Here is a 21,444-nt window from a genome sequence, read left to right as displayed (position 1 = left end):
AAGTCAGCTTCGCCAGCCTCGTGCCCTTTCAACGGCCTGAGCAAACAAAGCGTGATGTTCATCAGTGACGGATCCATCAGGTTCAAAACGCGTGTGCTTTGCCCGTGTCGCACTGACATCGAGGCCACAGAATTCGGCAAGTCCCAACGCTGTCACTTCATGCATCGATGGCACCGTGATGGAACGCTTGCTAGCCGACGCGAGAAACTGACCGAAATACGGACTTTGTGACAGGCCGCCATCGATCGAGATACTGGAACCAAGATCGGTCACTTCCGATGCCGCCTCGATCAATCCAACAGTCAACATCGCAATGCCTTCGAGCACCGCGCGAACAAGATCACGACGATCCGTGGCGTGGTCCATTCCGATGAACAAGGGGGCTGCAGTCCGATCCCAATAGGGAGCCGCAAGACCAGACAAGGCAGGCACGAAAATAATGCCACGGCTAAGGGCAGACGGGCCCTCGAAAACACCAAGTTCTTCCAGTGCGGAGTAAAGACCGATATTGCGCGCCCATTCCAACGCGGAACCGGCGTCGTAAACGCCGCCCTCGATCGCATAGGTCGTACCACCCTCCTGAAGCGCCCAAGCCACCGTCGGCAACAATTCAGACTGGGGTGGACGTTCCGACCCGCTTACCGCCAAAAGAAAGGCACCAGTGCCGAATGTGATTTTGCAGTCACCCGGGTTTCTGCATCCGTGTCCAAACAACGCGGCTTGTTGGTCCACGATGGATGCCTTGACCGGGATGCCGTTGATCGTGCCAAAATCATCGTCCACATTAGCGATCCGCGGCAGGCACTCTTTCGGAACGCCGTGAAGAGCGCAAAGTTCGTCGCTCCACTGGCCAGTTTCGAGGTCAAGCAGTCCCGTGCGGGAGGCCGTCGCGAGATCAGTGGCAAACACATTGGCAAGCGAGTCGAGAAAAAAAGCGTCGGTTGTTCCAAGGCGCAGGCGACCTGCTTCTTTGGCCTCGGCGATATTGGGGATGTGCCGAATGAGCCAGGCGAGTTTACTTGCCGAGAAGTACGGATCGAGCGGTAGGCCACAGATGCGCTTTGACACCTCTTCGGCATCAGGACCAAGATCAGCGAGGTACTTTGCCGTTCGGGAATCCTGCCAGACGATAACGGGAGACAACGCTTCCTTGGTTTCTGCGTCCCAGGCGATGCAACTTTCGCCCTGATTGGCGATAGCGACCGCATCAACGGGTCCAGCCGCGTCCAACACCGCCAGGATATTTTTCAGGAGCTCATGTGGATCGTGTTCGACCCAACCCGAGAAAGGATGATCCTGCCCGTGTTTGCGACTGGCAACGATCTTCCATTCTCCGCCATCCTCTACGACAAGGCAGCGTGTGGACGTCGTGCCCTGATCAATGGATGCAATACGCATTCAATCCTCCCGACTGAAACTGAAATGAATAGTCTGTGCATGACGAACGGCAGTTGGACGTGGCACGATTATCCGGCTTTCCGGCCGCCAAAGTGCTTTTTTTTGCCAAACAGAACGTCCATCGATTAACAATGAAAGCGTGCCGTTTACTCGGTCTTTAAACCGCAACTGAAAATCGTTGAGACCACCAGGCAGTTCGGCACCGCTCCGGATCAGGTTCGGCACCACCAATTTGATCGGTTCGTCAAACGTCACTTTGATTGGCGTCTCACCAGAAGCTGGCTGCAGCATATCGACCGCCAACGCATGTCCGACGGCCCGACCCTCCCTGAAGGCCCAGCCACCCGTTTCGACGGCACGCAGGACATTGCCTGCAGCAAAATAATGCGGGTTTTCGCAGCGACCATACTGGTCGACAGCCGGCCCTGTGCTCCCCCAGTCCATGGTTAGCCCTGACGTCATCAACAGAGAGGCTTCCGGCGTGAACCCGCCCGAGAACAGGATACCATCACAGTCTAGCGTCTCGGTCTTTTCGCCTCTTCGCACAACCACTGCTTCAACGCGTCCGCGGCCCAGAATATCGACAATCTCGGCGTCGCGATGGAACGGTATTCCCATCAATGAGGGAAACCAATTCAAGGGTGCCCGGACAAGCGCCTGTTTCCTTGGCTCCAGCACCGCGACTGGGCGAGCGCCATGGCTCAGACACGTCCAGACAGCAGAGAGTGTCACCAGCTCAGAGCCAACGATAACCGGTCGTTTGAACGGCATCATGTTGTGGAACGCGACATAGGATTGAAGCGTGCCCGTTGTCAGGACGCCCACGGGCCGGTCACCCGTCACAAGGCGTGCTGCGCGGGTTGTTTCACGCACACCCGTCGTGACCAGCACGCGCTTGGCGGATAGGGTCTGCAGCCCATCAAAATTCGAGACGAGAAGCTCACCACCGTCACCCAGACGGGCAACCGAATGTCCATAGCGAACGTCGATACCGAACTTGTGTGCTTCTTTTTCCAGCCTTTTTCCATAGGACGCCCCAAGATACACCCGTCCGAACTCGAGCATTCCAAACGGCGAATGACTACAGTGCCTGGTCGCACCTCCAAGATGCTGTTCACGTTCGAGCAGCGTGACGCTTTTGATGCCAGCCTTTCGCATGGAAATTGCTGCCGCCACACCGGAGGGACCACCACCAATGATGATAACGTCAGACTGGCTCATTTGCCGCCCTCCTGATCCACAGCCAGTGGGGTCGCCAGACAGCCTTTGCTCATTTCAGCCAGTTTGGCGTTACAATAAAAGCCCTGACAGCGCCCCATCCCCGCCCGGGTACGTCTGCGCAGACCACCGAAATCGCCTGGCGGCAAAGGCGACGTGAGGGTTGCCTCAATTTCACGACGTGTGACCATCTCACAATGGCAAACGATCTCGCCATGCTCTGGAGCCTGCCAGTCACGTTGGCGCGATTCCGCCAGATTGGGCATATGCACATCCGGGGCGTTTTTCTGTTGGAATTCGCCACGGGAGGCACCGCCATGGAGCTCAAGCGCGTGCCGGGCAAGACCGAGAGCGGCACTCAAACCCGTTGAACGAATACCGCCAAGCGTAATCGCATTATACTCAGGACGATTGATGACCCGGTATTCCTTCTTTTCCGATGCCGGACGAAGTCCGGCGTAGACAGCCGTGACAGGTATGTGTGCCAAGCCGGGAACCAGCTTGGTTCCATGCTTCACCAAAGCATCGAGCGTGTCATGTTCAACAGTCGCACGAATGCGGTCATCTTGCTCTTCAGCGGTTGGGCCTACGAGGATGTTTCCGAATGCGGTCGGACAGACAACAATACCTTTGGTTATCTCGTTGGGTACTGGAAGCACGATTGTCTTGAGCTGTCGTGATGCCGCCTTGTCGAGAACCACAAACTGCCCCTTACGTGGCTTGATCTGAAACTCTGGGCTGAAACCAAGCCGCGCATCGACGTGGTCACCGAAAAGGCCAGCCGCGTTGAGGACCGATTTTGCTCGCACCTCGCCGCGATTTGTCTCGAGTTTCCATTCGCCATCAAACTGGCCGGACCGTACTTCGCATTGACGCAAGACGACAGCGCCGAGCGCAATCGCCTGTTGTACATAGGCCAATGGTGCAGACCAGGGGTCGATGACGTGCTCATCGAACACGTGAAGCGCGGCAACGATGTTTTCAGACAGACCGGGCTCGACTGCGCGTGCTTCAACCGAATTGAGCAGACGCAACCGATCAACGCCGTTCTGGCGGCCTTGCTCGGCGATTTCTTCCAGCTTTAATGCCTCTTCCGGTGTCCATGCACAGACAAGTGCGCCGGTCTCAACCAGTGGCAGGTTCATGCTCTGATGTATGTCGAGGTACTCTTGTCGGCCAGCTTGGACGAGTGAAAGTTCCAGACTGTTCTTTGGTGCATCGAACCCGGTGTGAAGAATGGCACTGTTCGCCTTGGAGGCACCCGACAATATATCTGAGCCCTTCTCGATCAGAATGACCTTTGCGCCAGCCAAAGCAAAACGCCGAGCAGCCGCACAACCGACGACGCCCGCGCCAATGATGGCAATGTCGAATATTCCGTTTCCATCCCACTCAGATTGTGCGTTCACAATACTGTATCCTACCGTTCGGTCATACTATGCCCGAACGGTAACAATTAACTTTCCCAGTTGTAAAGAGCCGACCTGCGGAAATCTGATGTCCCGCGACCTATCCATTGATTCAAAGAGGAATTTTTTCATAGTTTAAGGTTTCTTCTTTGCCCATTCGGAACTATCTAGTAAGTGATTGTCTTGAATATTGCCCATTCGGGCATCTTTCTGCACAATATCTATGCGGCAGCGAAGGGATTAAACGTGCGTCCACATGAGCGCCATCAGGAAATAATTCGGCTTGTTACCCGCCAGGGCGAAGTCAGCGTTGATGAACTTGCCGATGAATTGCAGGTGTCACGAGAAACCATTCGCCGCGACCTTGTGAGCCTTGATGAATTGGGACGACTCCAAAAATTTCACGGCGGTGCAAAACTGCGCTCCGTCGTGGCAACCGATATCGGAGCGGAGGGACCATTCGCTACGCGCATGGCAGAAAACCTGTCGGCAAAACGTCTCATCGCAAAAACAGCCGCCAGCCTGCTATCCCCGGGAGACAGCCTTTTTATCGACACGGGAACGACGACCGTATTGTTTGCGGAAGCGATCGCCGGCTTTTCAGGTCTGACTGTTATCACCAACAGCACTCGAATAGCGTCAATCATTGCCGGTGGTGGAGAGAACAAGGTATTTCTCATTGGCGGGGCCTACAGCCCAGATGCGTCAGAGACAGTCGGTTCACTTGCTGTGGAGCAGATTGCACGGTTCAGAGCGCAGCATGCCTTTATTACGGTCGGCGCAATCGACAGCACAGGTCTTCTGGATTTTGACGAAGCCGAAACACAGATTGCCCGTGCAATGATAGATCGGGTCGAAACAGTGACGGTTCTTGCCGACGCGTCCAAATTCAACAAGCGTGGTATCTTCGAAGTGACCGGCTGGGATCGTGTGGACCGCCTTGTCACAAATGGCGCTCCACCGTCCGACATTTCTCTGGCGGCGGAAGCCGCAAATGAAACCGATATTATTATCTGCCGCTGAGGTCTTCACGTGTCGTTTTCGGCACATGATAGCAACACGAATGCTGACGGCACCGTGTCGTTAGAATAACCCGGGGCGATAGCGCCACTTGAACGGGGTTATCGTTCCTTGGCGCCTTGCGAAGACAGCAGCTTTTCCAACAACGAAGACAGGGTTTCCTGCTCATGCTTGCTCAAACCGTCCACGATCAGGTGCTGGTTTGCAACATGGGCAACGACAGCTTTCTCAATCAATCCCAACCCGTCTGCGGTAAGCGCAACGAGCGTACCGCGCTTGTCGGACGGGTTGGGACGACGCTCGATCAGCCCGGCTTTCTCCAACCGATCAATTCGGTTCGTCATGCTGCCGGAGGAGATCATCGCCACTTCGTAAAGTTCAGTCGGCGTCAGCGCGTAGGGAACACCACTGCGTCTGAGCGTCGCCAACACATCGAATTCGCCGGGTTGCAGTCCAAAGCTTGTGAAGACCGGACCAAGCCGGTCGCGACCAATGACCAACGCAGCCTCGTTCAACCGACCAAGCAGGACCATGGGACCAGTCTTTATCGTCGGTATTTCATTGGCCCACTGTGTGGCCGCAAACATCGCTCTATCCATATCTCACCTATCTTGACGTCAAGATATATTACCTCTACACCGAAACATATAGCTCTACATAGAGATATAATCCTCGAGCCTTCCCGGCAATAGCTCTGGCAGAAAAATGAACAAGTCCCCTTCTTCTCTCCTGTTTTTTACAAGTGTCATACTCGTTGGTCTTAACCTCCGCCCCATCCTTGCATCCATCGGCCCGTTACTCGATGGCATACAACGAGATACCGGCCTGAACGACAGCGCCGCAAGCCTTCTGACAACACTGCCTGTCGTCATGATGGGCGTTTGCCTTCTTGCAACATCATGGCTTCGACGGACTATCGGCGAAGACAGAGGAATCCTTCTTGGGCTGGCACTCATTTTCTTAGGCGCTCTCGCTCGGATCAGCGGGCCGACGTCGATAAAATTGCTGCTCACGGCAACGTTAGGCGGCGTTGGCATTGCAATCGTGCAAGCACTGATGCCGACTGTTGTCAGGAGACGCGCTGGTTCTCAGACCGCGCAACTCATGGGGCTGTACTCAACCGCTATTATGGGCGGTGCGCTGCTCGCCAGCATGATATCGCCGTGGCTTGCAAATATGTGGGGTTGGCCGTCAGCACTTGGCGCATGGGCACTCCCTGCGCTTTTGGCGATTGCCAGCTGGCTGATAACGCGCGACAGTCCGCAGGTCATACCGACATCATCAGCTTTGAACAGGTCGCCGCGGGCCTGGGCACTGCTTGCTTTTTTTGGATTGGGAACCGGCGCCTACACCCTAGTTCTGGCTTGGCTACCGCCATTTTTTACCCAGCTGGGCTGGTCGCCTCAGGCCGCAGGAAACATTCTCGGCGCCCTCACAGCCGCTGAAGTCGTCGCGGGAATTGCCGTCTCCTTATGTGTTGATCGCAGCCATGATCGCAGACCGGCATTGCTGACCGCATTGGCATCTCTGCTTGTCGGAATGCTGATGCTTTGCCTTGCCCCTTTTGCATTGGCTTGGCCGGCTGCGATTTTGGCAGGACTGGGGATCGGCGCACTGTTTCCTTTGTCGCTGATCGTCTCGCTCGACCACGGTGAGGGTAATGAAGCTGGTGTAATCCTAGGCTTTGTTCAAGGGGGAGGATATGTACTGGCTGCGACACTCCCCTTTGTCGCCGGCATAATACGACAAAACCTCTCTGACCTGACACCCGCATGGTGGCTGATGTCTGGGCTTTGTGTGGTGCTTGCCACTATCGCCGTTCGTTTGCGTCCCACTGACAGAATTCGCTCGTCAGAGATACAATCCGCTCAATCAGCATAGGCAACATGAAGCTGGCAGGCGACGCTCAGCAAGGTAAAATCCGCAGCATCGGCAATGTTGCGCCCCGTCAGGGTCTCGATACGGGTCAGTCGCTGATAAAGCGTATTGGTGTGGATTTGTAACGCATCAGCTGTGCGGCCCGCCGACTTTCCCTCCTGCACGTAGCGAAACAGGGTTTGGTAAAGGACGCGATGTTTTTGATCACTGAGAAGTGGGTCCAGGACCTGGCGGGTAAAGCGCAATACTTCTTGCCGGTCGCGCCCACCCAATAGCAGTTCGATGCCCATATCCCTATTGGTTAGAATACCTGGACGGCCCCGTCGCAAAAGGCACTCGGCCGCCTTTATGGCTTGGGCCTGTGCAGACCTGTGAAAACCCGGCTGTTCGTAAATATCGCTCGCCCCAATGCATACCGCCGCCACACTGGCCACATCCATCAATACCGCAAGGTTTCTCTCAAGCGCCGCCATGGTCGAGGCTGAAAAAAGCATGACGATCTGCTCGCGCTCATGAAACACAAGAGCATTGGTCAACTTGGTTGCATTCTGGAGTTCGACCTCATGTTTGTGCAAGGCTAGGTGCGCTCCAACGAGCGCCCGCTCACCGGGAGGCGTCGCAACAAGGATTTGGCTGAAACGATCCGGCCTGAAGCCAAATTGCGGTCCGAGAACGTCGCCCTCTATGCCCTCAGCCAGATCCTCGAAATAGGCTTTTTTGCTGGCGTTGAGCACATTGACGCGGGACATGTCCCGTACGAAATCCAGCGCGACAAAGGCGGCCAGCGTACCAAACAAAGCGCGGTGAAAACTCGTGTCACCAGACACATCGAAATGGAAGTATCCAACCGGCGCTTCAGCCACCTCCACGACTTGCTGCAGTGTTTCGCGCTTGCTGCTCCACTGCCCGGAGTGATAGTCCATACCAAGAACGTTTTCGAACCGAAACTCGACATTGAACAGCTTGGCGACCATGGCAAGTTGTTCAGCCAGTCCGCCGCTGGTCGAGAATATACGCAGCAATGTGTCGTGTAATTGAACCGCACGATCAAGCTCTGCATTCTTGCGGGCAAGATCGCTACGCATCGCTTCCAGCCGGTCAGATGTCGCAAGCGCGTTCTGGTAGACAAGCGACCTCTGGTAAGCGATCGCGACCTGTGCCGCCAGGGATTCAAGAACCTGCCGGTCAAATACCGAAAAAGCACCGTCGCGTGAAAAACACAGCGTCGTCAGTGTACCAAGGCGCTTACCTTCGGCCATGACGGGCACACACAGTAGCGCATTGGAGATTTGTGAGCGTTCCATGAAGGATTGATTTTCAGGGCGCATGACCCGGTGGGCATCAATAATGTTTTGACGACCGTTATGGATCGATGGCCGGCCGGTGGTGAACACGTCCCCGGAAACGGATTCGTTTGGTTGCAGGCGATAGTCTTTGTAGTCATCCGGCAGGCCGTCATACGAGACGGGGATGAGATAACCGCTGTCTTCATCGAACAAGCGAAATACCCCGGCATCCGAATGAGGCAAGACGTGCATCACTTCGCGCAAGACGTTATCGACAATTTCATTGTCGTCCAGCGAGTTGATGACAGCAGCGTTAACCGATGCCAGCATGCTGACCGTCTTGCTTTGAACGGAAATGATTTCATCCCTGACGATTTGCAGGATTTCGGCGACAATCATCTCACTCTTGCTGCCGAAAATTTCAAACCGCGTTTGCTTTGCAGTAAAATACGAGTGGTCAACGACCAGCAACAAACTGCCACCCGCACGCGTGATTGAGTGGTTCAAAGACAGCGGTGCGTTTTCAATGTCGACATCGAAATCCTGAAAACGGATCATCCCGGATCTCGCCAATTCGCGCAGCCGAGAATGAGAGTGCAAATCGATTTTCATAGACACCTTTATGGCTGAACACACATAACAATAATCATTCTCATGTGTGTTTCAACATAGCTTTATTTTGAGGGGGTGCCACAAAGAACAAAAGCCAAAGCAAGGGGAATTCTAGACATGTTTTCGAATATACAACGCCGCCATGTGATCATAGGAATGTTGTTCCTGTGTTGGGTCGTCGGTTTTATCGACAAGACCGCAATCAACATCGCCATCATCCCGATCAGTGAGGAGTTCGGCCTTAGCTCAGATCATCAGGGCATGATCATCAGCGCGTTTTTTCTTGCATATTCGATGACCCAGCTGATCGGCGGTTATCTGGTGGACCGTTTCGGAGCGCGGCGTGTTCTCAGTTCCGCTGTCGCCGTCTGGTCGCTTGGAACGGCAGTTTCTGGCGCGGTGAGTAACGCGGTGGGTCTCGCCGCTGCGCGTGCCGTTACTGGTGCAGGTGAAGCGGTGTTTCCGGCAGGCGGCTCGGTTGCCATCACGGAACACTTTGAAAAGTCGCAGATGGCGCGCGCCAAGTCGGTGCTGCAGTCCGGCGCATCGGTTGGTTTTGCCGTCGGCTCCATCGTCATTACAGCACTGATTGCTGCCCATAGCTGGCAGATGATGTTTTATGTGCTGGGCGGCATTGGCATCTGCATGTCAATCGCGCTTTTCTTCGTCATGAAGCCAGTAGATGACCAGTCCGTTGCCAAGGCAAAGGTTGAAAAGGTTTCCGAAAAGAAACGCATTGGTGCGTTGCTGAAAAACTCGCTGACCTGGAAAATCACGCTCGTCTATTTCTTCACCAACATCGTCTTCTGGGGCCTGCAGTCCTGGCTGCCGTCCTACTGGGTGAAGGTGAAAGGCATGAGCATGGTGCAGATGGGCGCCTATTCGATGATCCCACCAGCACTCGGGTTTATTTCCTTTCTGACTTGCGGCTGGCTGCTCGACCGCTACTTCCACCAAAAGGAAAAGTATCTCATCTGCATCGGCTCTGCCGTGTCTGCGATCTTCATCTACCTGATGGCCAATGAAGAATCCATTCCACTCGCCTTTGCCTATCTCTCGGTTTCCAACGTCTTCCTCAATGCGATCTCGATCAGCGTCTTCGTCAGCATTATGAAGCACTTCCCGCAGAACACCGTCGGAACGGCGACTGGCCTGATCAACTCGCTCGCCCAGCTCGGTTCCTTTGCATCACCGATGCTGATCGGAGCTGTCCTTTCGGCCACCAATCAGAATTACGGCATTGCATTCTCGGTGATTGTCGCCTGCGCGGTTGTGGTCTGCATTATCGCCACCACCTTTCCCGCCGTTCACGGCAAAAAGCCTGTCGAACAGACCGCCTGAAGGAATAAAATGACTTACCTCGACATTATCGAACGGACTGTCACGTCCCAGTCCGACAATCTCAAATCCGTATCCGATGCGATCTGGTCTTTTGCTGAAATCCGTTATGAAGAAACGCGCTCCGCAGCCCTTCTCGCCGACGAGCTGGAAAAGGCTGGCTTTGATGTCGCGCGTAATGCCGGCAACATCGAAACCGCCTTCGTCGCCAGCTACGGCGAAGGCCAACCGGTCGTCGCAATCCTCGGTGAATTCGATGCCTTGACCGGCCTCAGCCAAAAGAGCGGTGTCACCAGCCACGATCCAATCGTGGCAGGCGGTAACGGTCATGGTTGCGGCCACAACCTTCTCGGCACCGGCGCGCTTGCCGCCATTCTGGCGCTCAAGGCCTGCAAGGACGAACTAGGGCTGAAAGGCACGATCCGTTATTATGGCTGCCCCGCAGAAGAAGGCGGCGGCGGCAAGGCCTACATGGCGCGCGAAGGGCTGTTTTCGGACGTCGACGTCGCATTTACCTGGCATCCGTGGGATGAAAATCTCGCCTATAATGCCCGCATGCTGGCGACCAATCAGCTGTATTTTACCTTCCGTGGAACAAGCGCTCACGCAGGTTTTGAACCCCATCTGGGACGCTCGGCGCTGGACGCAGTCGAACTGACCAATGTCGGCTGTAACTATCTGCGCGAACACATCCTTCAGGATGGCCGCATTCACTACGCGATCACCGATACCGGTGGGCGCGCACCGAATGTGGTGCAGTCGCAGGCACAGGTGCTTTACAAGGTGCGCGCGCCGCGCATGGATCAGGTCCGTGAAATTACCGAACGGGTGAAGGACGTGGCACGCGGTGCAGCGCTGATGACCGGCACCCAACTGGAAATTACCTTTGATGCGGCATCGGCTGATCTTGTGCCGAATGTCACGCTGGCACGGATGATGCATCAGGAGTTCGAAAAGTTCGGTGTTGCCGGTTTTTCAAACAGCGAAAAGGATTTTGCCGGTAGCATCCAGAAAACGTTTTCGAGTGAAGTTCAGGCCCGAATTGCCAAACGCGGCAAGATCCTGTCAGAGGACCTGAACGCATTCGAGGAGGTGCCAACATTCCTGCATGGTTCGACTGATGTCGGCGACGTCAGCTGGCTTGTTCCAACAGGCCAGGTCTATGTGGCGACCGAAGCCTATGGCACACCTCCACACACATGGCAGATGGTGTCGCAGGGAACCTCGGGTTATGCCCATAAGGGCATGTTGCAGGCTGGCAAGGTGCTGGCAGCTTCCGCCGTGCGTGCACTGACCGACCCGGAACTGATTACCGTCGCAAAACGCGAACACCAGCAGCAGTTGGGCGGCGAAAGTTACATTCCACTGATCCCGGCAGACGCCACCCCGCAGCGTCTCCGCTGACAGACAATCCGCACCAGATCCAACCGCCCTGACTTGAGAAGCGGATGATCACGTGAAGCCAGACATGTTTTCAGCCTGCGAGCGGCCCGAGGCTGAAACCATCACGCTATTACCAGCAGGAAAAAGCCCGGCATTGCTGCCGGGCGTTCCCTATCGACTTTTGTTAGACCAGAACGAACGGGTCAGACGAACCCAGCCGAAAGTCGCGTCATCGATATTCGCGCTTTGGTTATAACCCTGTACTGCTAATTCAAGCAGTAAATGCCGCTGATCAAGCCCGAGAGGCGCAACCCAACATGAGGTCCAGCGGGCTCCACGGTGAAGAGAATTACAATCTTCCGTTGCAAAACCCAATCAGTTTGATAGACAAATAGCCATATAGGCTCTTTGATGACGAGTGACATATGATCGAAACTGATAGGCTGTTATTACGGCCGTACGTGTTGGCTGAATGTCAGTCTTATTTGGCAATGTGCTCCGATCCCCTAGTACTCAAATTCCTGGGTGGAAAACCCTTTTCACCCGAGGATGCCTGGCATCGGATTTTACGCTACACGGGCCACTGGGCATTGCTGAATTATGGCATCTTCGCCGTCATTGAGAGAAGTTCAGGCGAATATATCGGTGAAACCGGGATCGCGGATTTCCACCGGGGACTTGGTGACGCCTTTGATGGGTACGGTGAAGCCAGCTGGACATTCGCTTCGCGGGTGCACGGGCGTGGATTTGCATTGGAAGCGGCCGAGGCAGCGCACAAATGGTACAACGCCAATTTACACCAGAACCGAACCGTGTGCCTTATCGATCCCGATAACGCAGCGTCTCTGAAAATGGCTGGTCGACTGGGCTACACCGCCTTCGATACGAGAGATTATAAAGGGCAGACCATGGTAGTGCTCGAACGCACGGCCTCTGCTTAGTAAACTATCGGCAGGCCTTTACAGGACAGAGGTCGGCGGAATAATGAAGTACGATATCGACAAAACAAGCACATCGGTACCATTACTGCTGGCTCTCTAGGTATTTAGCGAAGCGCCGTAAGCTTGCCGTCAAACGCGATGACGCCCTGACTGATTTAAATCCACTCAGCGTTTTTATCGATTTCCCGTCATCTATCGATGCAAGATCGAGTATCACAGCATTGGCAATTGTATGGGCACGACTAGCGACTGCGATTCACCTGGGTCTCCGCGAGACACAAGGATTTGATGATCCGGCGTGGGGTCGATGCGGGTTCCACCAAGGTCTGCACCGGCCAATATGTTTGCCGCCAAGTCGCGGATTTCCTGAAGAAGCGGCGGCGCCATTCGGAACGCAAGCAACCAGACAACATCGTCCTCAGGTAAGGTCGTTCTGCTAACTGGTGCATTTGGCTGGCTTGATCGATTGCGACAGAACCGGGACTATTGAGGCGTAGGCTCTAGCGCCTTTGCTTGCAGACCTGTGCTCAACGATGAGGTCGAATGAGATTCAATGATCCCGCAGCTTGAGCCTACGGGTGAGTTTTTAGCGGCGCCAGTAAGAAATTGGTCATGGAAACCCCATACGCTCCTACCGATATGAAAGGCGGTGGCTGCCATGGTTTTTTGGGCATGATCGTTGATTACAGTTCACTCTTGATTGCGCTTGCCGTCTCGACGACGTGTCTTGGTGTGACCCTGCTTGGCAGTTGGTTCGCACGCCGCTCCGAGACCTTTCTACTGAGCTGTACGCTCGGGCTCGTGCTTATCGTTGGCGGCATTGTTACCTACGGTCTCTATGTAAACGATCCTGCTGTTTCGTTTGGCGTTGTGTCGTTCATACTTCTTCATGCAGGTTTCGCAATTATCTGGGGAGCGGGCTGCCAATTTCGCAGCAACATCTTGCCGCTGCGAGCTACAATTGCTTGGGCTTTGGCAGCAATGCTTGTCTCCATCCCTCCGCTGCTGATCGGTTATGATGGGATCGCATTTATCGCTCAAAATACGGCGATTGCCGCAATGCTCTTCGCGACCGCCTGGCAATATTGGCGCGCGCGCGGAGAAGCACTTGTTCCTCTCATCGGAATTTCCATCCTCTATTGCCTGGCGGCAACATCCTTTGTTGTCTGCGCCGCCGTTCTCGTTGCCGACGGAAAGACCGTACTGGGAGTTGCGCCAAACAATTGGGCCGAGGATCTCAATATCGCTGTTTGCATCGCTGGCATGACCGGCATCGGCGCCCTTTCACTGGCCCTTCACCAATGGCGGCTCGCCGCACGTCACCTTCTTGAAGCCATCACAGATCCACTAACCGGCCTCCTAAATCGCCGTGCGCTATTCGAGCGCTACGGTCAGCGTTTGATCGGACCGGAAACGGCAGTCTTGGTCTTCGACCTTGATCATTTCAAATCCATCAACGACACTTTCGGGCACGCTGCGGGCGACCGGGCGTTGAAGATCTTTGCTGCTGAGCTTGCGGTTAATTGTGGACCCGGCGACACTGCTGCGCGTCTTGGTGGCGAGGAATTCGCGCTGATCTTGACCGACGTCATGCCCAATCGTGCCGAGATGGTGGCGGAGGACATTCGCAAAGCCTTCGAAGATCAGAAAATCCATGTGGAAGGCGAAACCCTCACATGCACGGTCAGCGCCGGGATCGCCTTGGGATGTCCCGTTCCAATGGATTTCGACGCTATGCTGAGTGCGGCAGACAAGGCACTCTATATCGCCAAGCGCGCGGGCCGTAACCGGATCGAGCTTGCAAGCCACCTGCACTCTGTATCGATTGGTGCCGCTAGAACCGTATCGTAGGCGAACTGGGCATCAAGCGAACTAAGGACAAGGGTGTCACACCGCTCTCATCGTCGATTACAGCCGAAGCAGTTCGACAACTAACTCGACCCTTAGTACTTGATCCGGCTCGGGCCTAGCGACGACACCATGTACGCAAGAAACGCAAGGTCCTATTGGCAGGAAGAGCCCATCAGCCACTGCGGAACTAATCGATATCGCCAAGCAAACGATTAGGTCCTGGCCTCGCAAACCGAAGATACACCCTGGCGGCAAACCTAGCCAAGGGAATCAGGGAGTTGTTAGGTCTGCCGTCGTTGTGGAAAAGGCCACCGATCGTCTCCAGACGACTCCGTTGAAAAAATCGAGTTATTCAACGACGCGTTCATAGCGAAACAAGGTTCATTCACGCAAACTATGCGCAAAGAAAAAGCCCGGCATCTCTGCCGGGCTTTCATTAATCGACTTTTCGTCAGATTAGAACGAACGTGTCAGGCGCAGGAAGCCAGAAGTGTTATCGTCGCCAACGTCTGGGCTAACGTAGTCAACAGTCGCACCAACCTTAAGGCCTGTCGCAAGCTGGTATTCAGCCAATACACCAACGCCCCAGATGTCGTTGTTGTCCTGCGTGCTCCAGTAAGCAAGGGAAGGAGCGATTGTCAGCTTCTCTGTTGCCTTGAGAGCGTACGAACCGGAAACGGTCCACTCGTAGGACGTGGCAGCGAAGTCAGAGTCAAAACGGTCGACGTAAACGTTGTCACCCGAAGACCAGCCTGCGCCGAGTTCCAGAGTGCCTGGGCCGATCGGTGCAACGAGCGTTGCATAGATGGCGCCTTCTTCAGCTTCGTTGTCGTAAACACCGCGCAGTGCAGCGTTTGCGGAACCGAAATCAACCTGTGCATAACCCTGCAGACCAAATTCGGAACCTGCACGATCGGAGTATTCGCCAGACAGATCGTTGATGCCAACACCAATGCGGAATGTACCTGCGTCATAGAGGTAGCTGACAGTGTTGAAGTTTGTTGCAGCTTCAAACGCGTCAAGCTCACCGTAAATGCCGATGTCATCCCACCAGGTCAGAACTTTACCTGCAGTCAGGCCGCCGACGCTGACCCAGGCCTGCTCAAGCTCGAGAGACGAGGAAGAGTTTCCATCGCGAGGACGGTAGTCACCCTCCAAACGAATGTACGTGCCGATGGTGCCGAGTTCGGAGTCGGTCTTCGTGTCGAAGAACACGCGAGCACGAACCTGGGAGTTCCAGTCAGACGAACGACCGCCTGGAGCCAAACCACCAATGTCTTCGCCGAATGCGACGGTCGCACGAACTTCGCCACCAATGCGCAGGCAGGTTTCAGTGCCCGGGATGTAGAAGTAGCCAGCGCCAAAAGCGTCGCAAACGCGTACGTATTCCAGAGGCTCGGGTTCGGCAGCGACGATAGCGTCAGCGGCCTGTGCGCCAGAAACTGCTGCGAGTGCTGCAGCGGAGCCGATGAGAAGGCTCTTGATGTTCATAGTGACCTCCAGTGAAGGATTAGATTGCTATCGGTTAGATTTGTGAAAATCATCTCAAAACCTAAACCAGTTAAATAAAAACAGGCGAAGCCCGCTTCTTGACGGAAAGAATACGCGACGCACTCACGGTTGCAATCACGTTGCCTCAATTAGTGCAATTTTTTGGACGCTTCCCACCGTGACGTTGCAAAATACACACAAAAGTAATGAGAGGGCATCAATCGTCACTTATTTCGATATCCACCTGAAAAATAACGAATTGTGTTAGAATTCCGGTCGAATTACGGCAAAAATACGCCCTTATTTTCGGAGCAAAAAGCATCAGACAAAGAAACCGACACGCCTCTCCCGTAAAAACTGAGCGTCTAGAAATTTAGCCTGACAAAAACAATCATAGATTGTACTTCAGTTCAAATATCAAGTCCTCCTGAGCTTTTATAGATTGTCGTGAAGAAGAAATTTGAGAAGAGGTGCTGACCATCTAGCAGCCATCAAGCCGGTAAAATCGACGTATCTTGAGATCAAACGGATTGTGTCATCCTCTTCGCCCATTACACCAAGAGAGCGTGCTGCGTGTTGGAAATGAACTTTCTGAACCGCTCTGATTTAGGATTACGAAATACCTCTTCAATCGGACCGTCCTCCTCAATGACGCCTTCGTTAACGAAGACAATACGTGTTGCCACATCGCGTGCGAAAGCGATTTCATGCGTCACCAGCAACATGGTCCTTCCTTCTTTGGCAAGCGCACGCATTACGGCCAGAACCTCGCCCACGCGTTCGGGATCCAGTGCCGATGTCGGCTCGTCGAACAACATGACCTGAGGATGCATGGCAAGCGCCCGGGCAATCGCAGCATGTTGCTGCTGCCCACCGGAAAGATGACCGGGATAAGCATCGCTCCTGTCGGCAATACCGACCTTTTCCAGGAGGGCACGAGCTTCAACAACACATTCTGCCCGCGGGCGCCCCTGGACGTGGACCGGCCCCTCGATGAGATTCTCAAGAATGGTCATGTGAGACCACAAATTGAAGCTCTGAAAAACCATAGCGGCGCGTGCACGAATACCATCGATCTGCCGACCGTCGGCAATGGCAAGACCGTTACCCTGCTTTTTGAGCTTCACGATTTCCCCTGTCACCACGACCTCACCAGCTGTTGGAATTTCCAACATGTTGATACAACGCAGCATCGTGCTCTTGCCGGAACCCGAAGAACCAAGGATCGCGATGACCTCGCCTTTATGTGCATCAAGCGAGATGCCTTTGAGCACTTCGAGCGTCCCGAAGCTTTTGCGCAGGCTGCGTAGATGGGGTGTCAACCATGCTTTTTGGCTTTAAAATAAACAGTGAGCCATGCACAGAGTAATACTCAGATGAGTGCTGCTCATCGCGTATCGTTCCGAACGTGACCTTCCAGCTGGAGCGCAGCCAGATCGTTGGGTCACCGCCCTGCGTGGTCACGTTAACTTCAGCGGTGCCGTACCGCCTGCCACATCGATTTCCTCACCCGGTCCATCGCGCAGCAATAACTGGCCCATGTCCTGTTCCGCCACTTTAAAACCGTAGCAATTTGGGCCGTCGGCCAGAAATTTTCAGAATTGTTTGCTGGCAGCGAGCGAGGCCCCGATCGATTTCTGACCTTCGCCTTCAATATTGAAGAGAATGCTTGCATCGACCATCCACAGATCGGCCGTTTGCAGTGACATACCTGCCTTTATCATGCCGAATGTCCCGGATCCGTCGAGAGCAGCAAAGCCTCCCGTTGCGCCAAGCCTGGGTTTGAGCATTGCGCCGCTTTCGAGGATAAAGGAACGTGCAATCTCGGCGCCGAGACTGACCCGGAATTGCTTTGCATCGAAGCCATCAATGGTGATCGTGTCGCCTGCAGCGTTGCCGATCATGTAGTCCTCAACTTTTTCGGAAAAATACACAGCCCTGAGTTTTGGAGCCAGAGTGGTGTCGTTGCCGATATCCCATTGGCCGTCGATCGATGTATCGGCCATCCAGCGCCTTGTCTCGAATGCGCCATCCCAGAACATTGTATCGATATCATTGGATGAACCTCCATAGAGCAGGCTGCTGTTCCAGAAAACACCCTTGCCGATTTCTAAGGAAGCGTAAGGACCGGCGAGCCAGCCATTGCCCTTCAACTCTGCGTCCTCATCGGTCGGATTGGTCATATGGTCGTAATGGAAGGAGAGACCGAACAGCGCGCCCTCGCTCAGCAGATAGTCTGCCCCCATGTTGATCATTGCGAAGCTGCCCCATTTGGCGCCGTTGATGTCTTTGTCACTGTGGGCCAGGAAGGCACCGTCGATCCAGATGTTGAAGGCTGAGGAATAACCGCCGGTAATGCCATCCGCACTGTCACGTGCTGCTTCCATCTGAGCAAGGCTTGTGGAGACGTTGACCGTCATGCCGTTTTCGGACGGTGTCATGCGTGCAGAGACAGCATCGGTTGCCTCAGCCATCCGACGCCGCTCCAGAAGTCCTGGAACATGGATCATGGAGGAAATCATGTTCTGGCGGCTCCCGATGAAGCTGCGTACAAACCGGTCAGCATCAGATGCAACCTGCGCCGCGTCGTAGGCAATGTTATATGTCACTGTGCCGGTATTGGAGATTCCGAGAGCACTTGTCAGTCTGAAACCGACACGGACCTGTCCTTTATAGGCCGGGTTCGGCGTGAACTGCAGATACCAGCCGACTGGTGTCGTGACGGGCCCGCTCTGTGCGAGTTGCCCCTGAATAATCACAGCAGTGCCAGCATTCGGTGGCTCCACGAAGGTCCTCTCGGCTTGCACGAAAGGCCCGCCGGTGGCGCCACGATTAAGATACACATCGGCAGGCGATGAACCGGCCTCGACTGTGACGACTTTATCAACGACGGTCACGGCACGCGCTGTGACTGGCAGTGTGTAGCTTGCCGTTCCAGTGGCCCCGTTGCCATCACGCGCCTCGATCGTGAAAGCATAATTCTTTGCTTCGGCATCCGTCTCTAATGGACCTGTGAGTTCGCCTGTCGAAAGGTTGAGCGTCATGCCATCAGGTAGCGCGCCGGTGATCAGGCTGTAAACAAGAGCGCCGTTGCCGCCCGTTGCGCTGATAGGCTGGCTATAGTCTTCGCCGGCCATGGCTTCCATCAGCGTGCCAGCAGATGGCGTGAAGACGAAACTGCCCTCTGAAGGATTAACTTTTAGTGCATAGGTAGCAGAGCCGATCAGATTGTTTGCATCAACCACCGTAACTGAAAATTCGTAGGTTCCCGTCGCCGTCGGCGTTCCGGAAATCTTTCCTGTTGCGGGGTTGACGGCGAGACCTGCGGGCACCAATCCTGACGTTGTGAAGAGGAATGGTGCGGTTCCGCCAGTTAAAGAAAGAGCCTGATTATACACCACACCCTTCGTTGCCTCATTCAACACTCCGCTTACAGGTGAGATGATGATTGGCTCCGCCACATAAGTGAAGCTATTGACCAGCACGTCTGCACCGCCCGGCGTGCTCACGGTGACATTGAACGCACCGACAGCATGAGCGGGTGTCGTTGCGGTGATCTTTGTCGACGAAACGACGGTGATGTCTGTTGCGGCCACGCCGCCAATGCTGACCTCTGTCGCACCTGTCAGGTCCGTGCCGGTGATGGTAATGGAGGTTCCGCCCGCCGTGGTGCCGGAGTTCGGGGTAATGCCAGTCAGGGTCGGCGCAGCAGCGACCACTGTTATCGTGACAGTTGCCTCAGCCGATAAGCCATCGTCATTGCTGGCAGTGTAGGTGAAACTATCGGGGCCTGAGTACCCAACCGTCGGTGTATAGGTGATCGACGTACCCGATGCGGTTGCCATGCCGTGACTGGCCTGCGTGCCAACCGCGACCGAAGTCGCAACACCGCCTGTTATGTCGAGAGCAATCGGATTGTCGGAAGAGCCCGCAGACACGCTTTTCGAAACAGCATTAGCGACCGGCGGGTTTGTTGCGACATAGGTGAAGCTATTGGCCAGCACGTCTGACCCGCCTGGCGTGCTCACGGCGACATTGACGGGCCCCGCCGCATGAGCGGGTGTCGTAGCGGTTATCTTGGTCGACGACACGACGGTGACGTCTGTTGCGGCCACGCCGCCAATACTTACGCCCGTTGCGCCTGTAAGGTTGGTGCCTGTAATGGTGATGGATGTGCCGCCCGCCGTTAGGCCGGTCGTAGGAATAATCCCGTCCAATGTCGGTTCAGTGACCGGAGCCGAGCAAACAATTGTCACTGCACTCAGGTAGGTTTTTGAATCTATCACAATACCCAGCCCATCGGTGCTGAGTGTATTGTGGGTACCGGAATGGGCTCCAGCAGATCCGGAATACGAGGAGTAGCGGAAAAAGACCGTACTGCTTCCGTAGTTGTTTAGTCTGATTTGGCCGGAGAAAATTTCCGGAACGGACTTCGGGTCGGTCCCGTAGTCCGTGAAGGATACGCTGACAAACTCACCCGCTTCGAAATCGGAGGCAGGAAAATCCCGCGAATATCCTGTGGTTCCACTAATGCTGTTCAGTGCATTGCAAGCGGCCGAGAGAGCAAATGCGGGTGTGGAGATTGCCGCGGTACCGGCCATAAAAACAACCACGAGAACAATCGACGAGAAGACAGCCTGCATAAACTTCGGAACATATGATTTTTTTGCAGGAAGGTGGGTTGCGGTGGTGCCATTCATGTCTGCGCGTTTCCGTCGATTCTGCGTGTTGGCAACTACGTTGCCGTCTTCCACATGCGTTAAATCGGTTCGCTCTATTTCGAAAGAGCACAACTGGAACGGAATGATACGAATTGTAACGGTAGTTGTGCTTTGACCGCAACATTGGGCCGAAAATGCAAAATCCCCTTGAAAATGAAGCTGAAAAACGGACGTGCCGTATCATTCTTCTGACTTACGCATCCCTGGAAACTGCATGATTGCTCGTTGCATGATGATGGCCGAACCAGCCGTAATGCAGACTGCGATAATGCTCGTGGCGCTACATAACACCCCGCATCCGGCCAGGACTAGCAAACAGCGAATTATGCTTCGCCAGATAACTCCACAATATGATCAAACACTGCGGCCGGATCGTCATGATCTGGGTTAAGCATATCTGCACTCCGTTCAAGCGACGCAACAAGTGCGGAAACGGCAGAAAATTGGACCATTCACCTCACATTTTGCCGCTAGCTCGCACCCATGCCAGCGCTTCAAAGCCATCATGCACATCGCAGTTGCGCGGCATGACTGTAACTTTCGAGAATTCGGCCAGTTGATTTGAATGGCTGACTTGGAGGCGAAAAGTTGCACGTTGGCATTCGCCTGCAAAGACAACTTTGGACCGGTCGCGTTGAGAAACTCGTCATTGTCGTAGCGACCGGAACTCCCCGCCATGGCAAGGGAACGCAATGCCACCACGGTGGCTCAATGATAAGTGTGGCGTCTTCGTTTTGTAGCTGGGGTGATACGGATGCCGAACTGGTCGCTCTATTGTCTGGCCACGTCGTGCGCGGTTTCACCCGCACTTGACTCAACCTCTATACCCCCCGGCCAGCGACAGGCTGGCCAAGAGTGATCATCGACAGGTGGCAAATATTGCACTCCCATACGGCGT

Annotated in this window: 15 protein-coding genes; 7 read left to right on the top strand and 8 right to left on the bottom strand. The window is 54.7% G+C overall.

The window, feature by feature from the left end; genetic code table 11:
- Nucleotides 1–3: 3 nt before the first annotated feature.
- Genes ACZ5FM_RS25200 through ACZ5FM_RS25190 form a run of 3 tightly spaced genes read right to left on the bottom strand, consistent with a single transcriptional unit; the run spans nucleotide 4 to nucleotide 4,025 of the window.
- Nucleotides 4–1,398: an FGGY family carbohydrate kinase gene (locus ACZ5FM_RS25200; RefSeq protein WP_312950853.1), complete on the bottom strand. Its 1,395-nt coding sequence runs from the start codon at nucleotides 1,396–1,398 to the stop codon at nucleotides 4–6.
- Entirely contained in the window at nucleotides 1,399–2,619 is a 1,221-nt protein-coding gene (locus ACZ5FM_RS25195) for an NAD(P)/FAD-dependent oxidoreductase (protein ID WP_464041164.1), read from the bottom strand.
- The gene (locus ACZ5FM_RS25190) at nucleotides 2,616–4,025 is read right to left on the bottom strand and encodes an FAD-dependent oxidoreductase (RefSeq protein ID WP_464041163.1); all 1,410 of its coding nucleotides are present in this window, start codon (nucleotides 4,023–4,025) and stop codon (nucleotides 2,616–2,618) included. The genes ACZ5FM_RS25195 and ACZ5FM_RS25190 overlap by 4 nt, the downstream gene beginning before the upstream one ends.
- Nucleotides 4,026–4,208: 183 nt before the next feature.
- Between ACZ5FM_RS25190 and ACZ5FM_RS25185 the strand changes: the two genes are divergently transcribed.
- On the top strand, nucleotides 4,209–5,048 hold the full coding sequence (locus ACZ5FM_RS25185; protein WP_312950861.1) for a DeoR/GlpR family DNA-binding transcription regulator: 840 nt from the start codon (nucleotides 4,209–4,211) through the stop codon (nucleotides 5,046–5,048).
- Nucleotides 5,049–5,146: 98 nt separating this feature from the next.
- Here ACZ5FM_RS25185 and ACZ5FM_RS25180 read toward each other — a convergent pair whose 3' ends face one another.
- On the bottom strand, nucleotides 5,147–5,644 hold the full coding sequence (locus tag ACZ5FM_RS25180) for a MarR family winged helix-turn-helix transcriptional regulator (protein WP_464041162.1): 498 nt from the start codon (nucleotides 5,642–5,644) through the stop codon (nucleotides 5,147–5,149).
- A gap of 106 nt (nucleotides 5,645–5,750) precedes the next feature.
- Between ACZ5FM_RS25180 and ACZ5FM_RS25175 the strand changes: the two genes are divergently transcribed.
- Nucleotides 5,751–6,926 carry an MFS transporter gene (locus ACZ5FM_RS25175; RefSeq protein WP_464041161.1) on the top strand — a complete coding sequence of 392 codons (1,176 nt, stop codon included), beginning with the start codon at nucleotides 5,751–5,753 and terminating at the stop codon, nucleotides 6,924–6,926.
- Here the strand turns inward: ACZ5FM_RS25175 and ACZ5FM_RS25170 are convergent.
- Nucleotides 6,914–8,767, bottom strand: a complete 1,854-nt coding sequence (locus ACZ5FM_RS25170) for a GAF domain-containing protein (protein WP_464041160.1) — start codon at nucleotides 8,765–8,767, stop codon at nucleotides 6,914–6,916. The two genes, ACZ5FM_RS25175 and ACZ5FM_RS25170, sit on opposite strands and share 13 nt — an antisense overlap.
- A gap of 171 nt (nucleotides 8,768–8,938) precedes the next feature.
- Between ACZ5FM_RS25170 and ACZ5FM_RS25165 the strand changes: the two genes are divergently transcribed.
- From ACZ5FM_RS25165 to ACZ5FM_RS25150, 4 genes are all read left to right on the top strand, one after another.
- Nucleotides 8,939–10,162, top strand: a complete 1,224-nt coding sequence (locus ACZ5FM_RS25165; protein ID WP_464041159.1) for an MFS transporter — start codon at nucleotides 8,939–8,941, stop codon at nucleotides 10,160–10,162.
- 9 nt (nucleotides 10,163–10,171) lie between these two features.
- Complete coding sequence (locus tag ACZ5FM_RS25160; protein WP_464041158.1) at nucleotides 10,172–11,563, top strand: amidohydrolase; 1,392 nt, start codon at nucleotides 10,172–10,174, stop codon at nucleotides 11,561–11,563.
- Between the two features lie 404 nt (nucleotides 11,564–11,967).
- On the top strand, nucleotides 11,968–12,483 hold the full coding sequence (locus tag ACZ5FM_RS25155; protein ID WP_275643614.1) for a GNAT family N-acetyltransferase: 516 nt from the start codon (nucleotides 11,968–11,970) through the stop codon (nucleotides 12,481–12,483).
- A gap of 672 nt (nucleotides 12,484–13,155) precedes the next feature.
- The gene (locus ACZ5FM_RS25150; protein WP_464041554.1) at nucleotides 13,156–14,334 is read left to right on the top strand and encodes a GGDEF domain-containing protein; all 1,179 of its coding nucleotides are present in this window, start codon (nucleotides 13,156–13,158) and stop codon (nucleotides 14,332–14,334) included.
- 456 nt (nucleotides 14,335–14,790) lie between these two features.
- Here the strand turns inward: ACZ5FM_RS25150 and ACZ5FM_RS25145 are convergent, their stop codons facing one another.
- The 3 genes from ACZ5FM_RS25145 to ACZ5FM_RS25135 all read right to left on the bottom strand — a co-directional run bounded on the left by ACZ5FM_RS25145 (nucleotide 14,791) and on the right by ACZ5FM_RS25135 (nucleotide 20,525).
- Nucleotides 14,791–15,825, bottom strand: a complete 1,035-nt coding sequence (locus ACZ5FM_RS25145) for a porin (protein WP_464041157.1) — start codon at nucleotides 15,823–15,825, stop codon at nucleotides 14,791–14,793.
- A gap of 551 nt (nucleotides 15,826–16,376) precedes the next feature.
- Entirely contained in the window at nucleotides 16,377–17,147 is a 771-nt protein-coding gene (locus ACZ5FM_RS25140) for an ABC transporter ATP-binding protein (RefSeq protein ID WP_464041156.1), read from the bottom strand.
- Nucleotides 17,148–17,420: 273 nt separating this feature from the next.
- The gene (locus ACZ5FM_RS25135) at nucleotides 17,421–20,525 is read right to left on the bottom strand and encodes an IPT/TIG domain-containing protein (protein ID WP_464041155.1); all 3,105 of its coding nucleotides are present in this window, start codon (nucleotides 20,523–20,525) and stop codon (nucleotides 17,421–17,423) included.
- Between the two features lie 609 nt (nucleotides 20,526–21,134).
- On the opposite strand from ACZ5FM_RS25135, the gene ACZ5FM_RS25130 reads away from it, so the two are divergent.
- A complete protein-coding gene (locus tag ACZ5FM_RS25130; RefSeq protein ID WP_464041154.1) occupies nucleotides 21,135–21,359 on the top strand; it encodes a hypothetical protein in 225 nt (74 codons plus the stop codon).
- The last annotated feature ends 85 nt before the right edge of the window (nucleotides 21,360–21,444 follow it).

Source organism: Agrobacterium sp. 5Ca50, from assembly GCF_055381905.1.
This window is presented reverse-complemented; position numbering and strand designations above follow the sequence as displayed.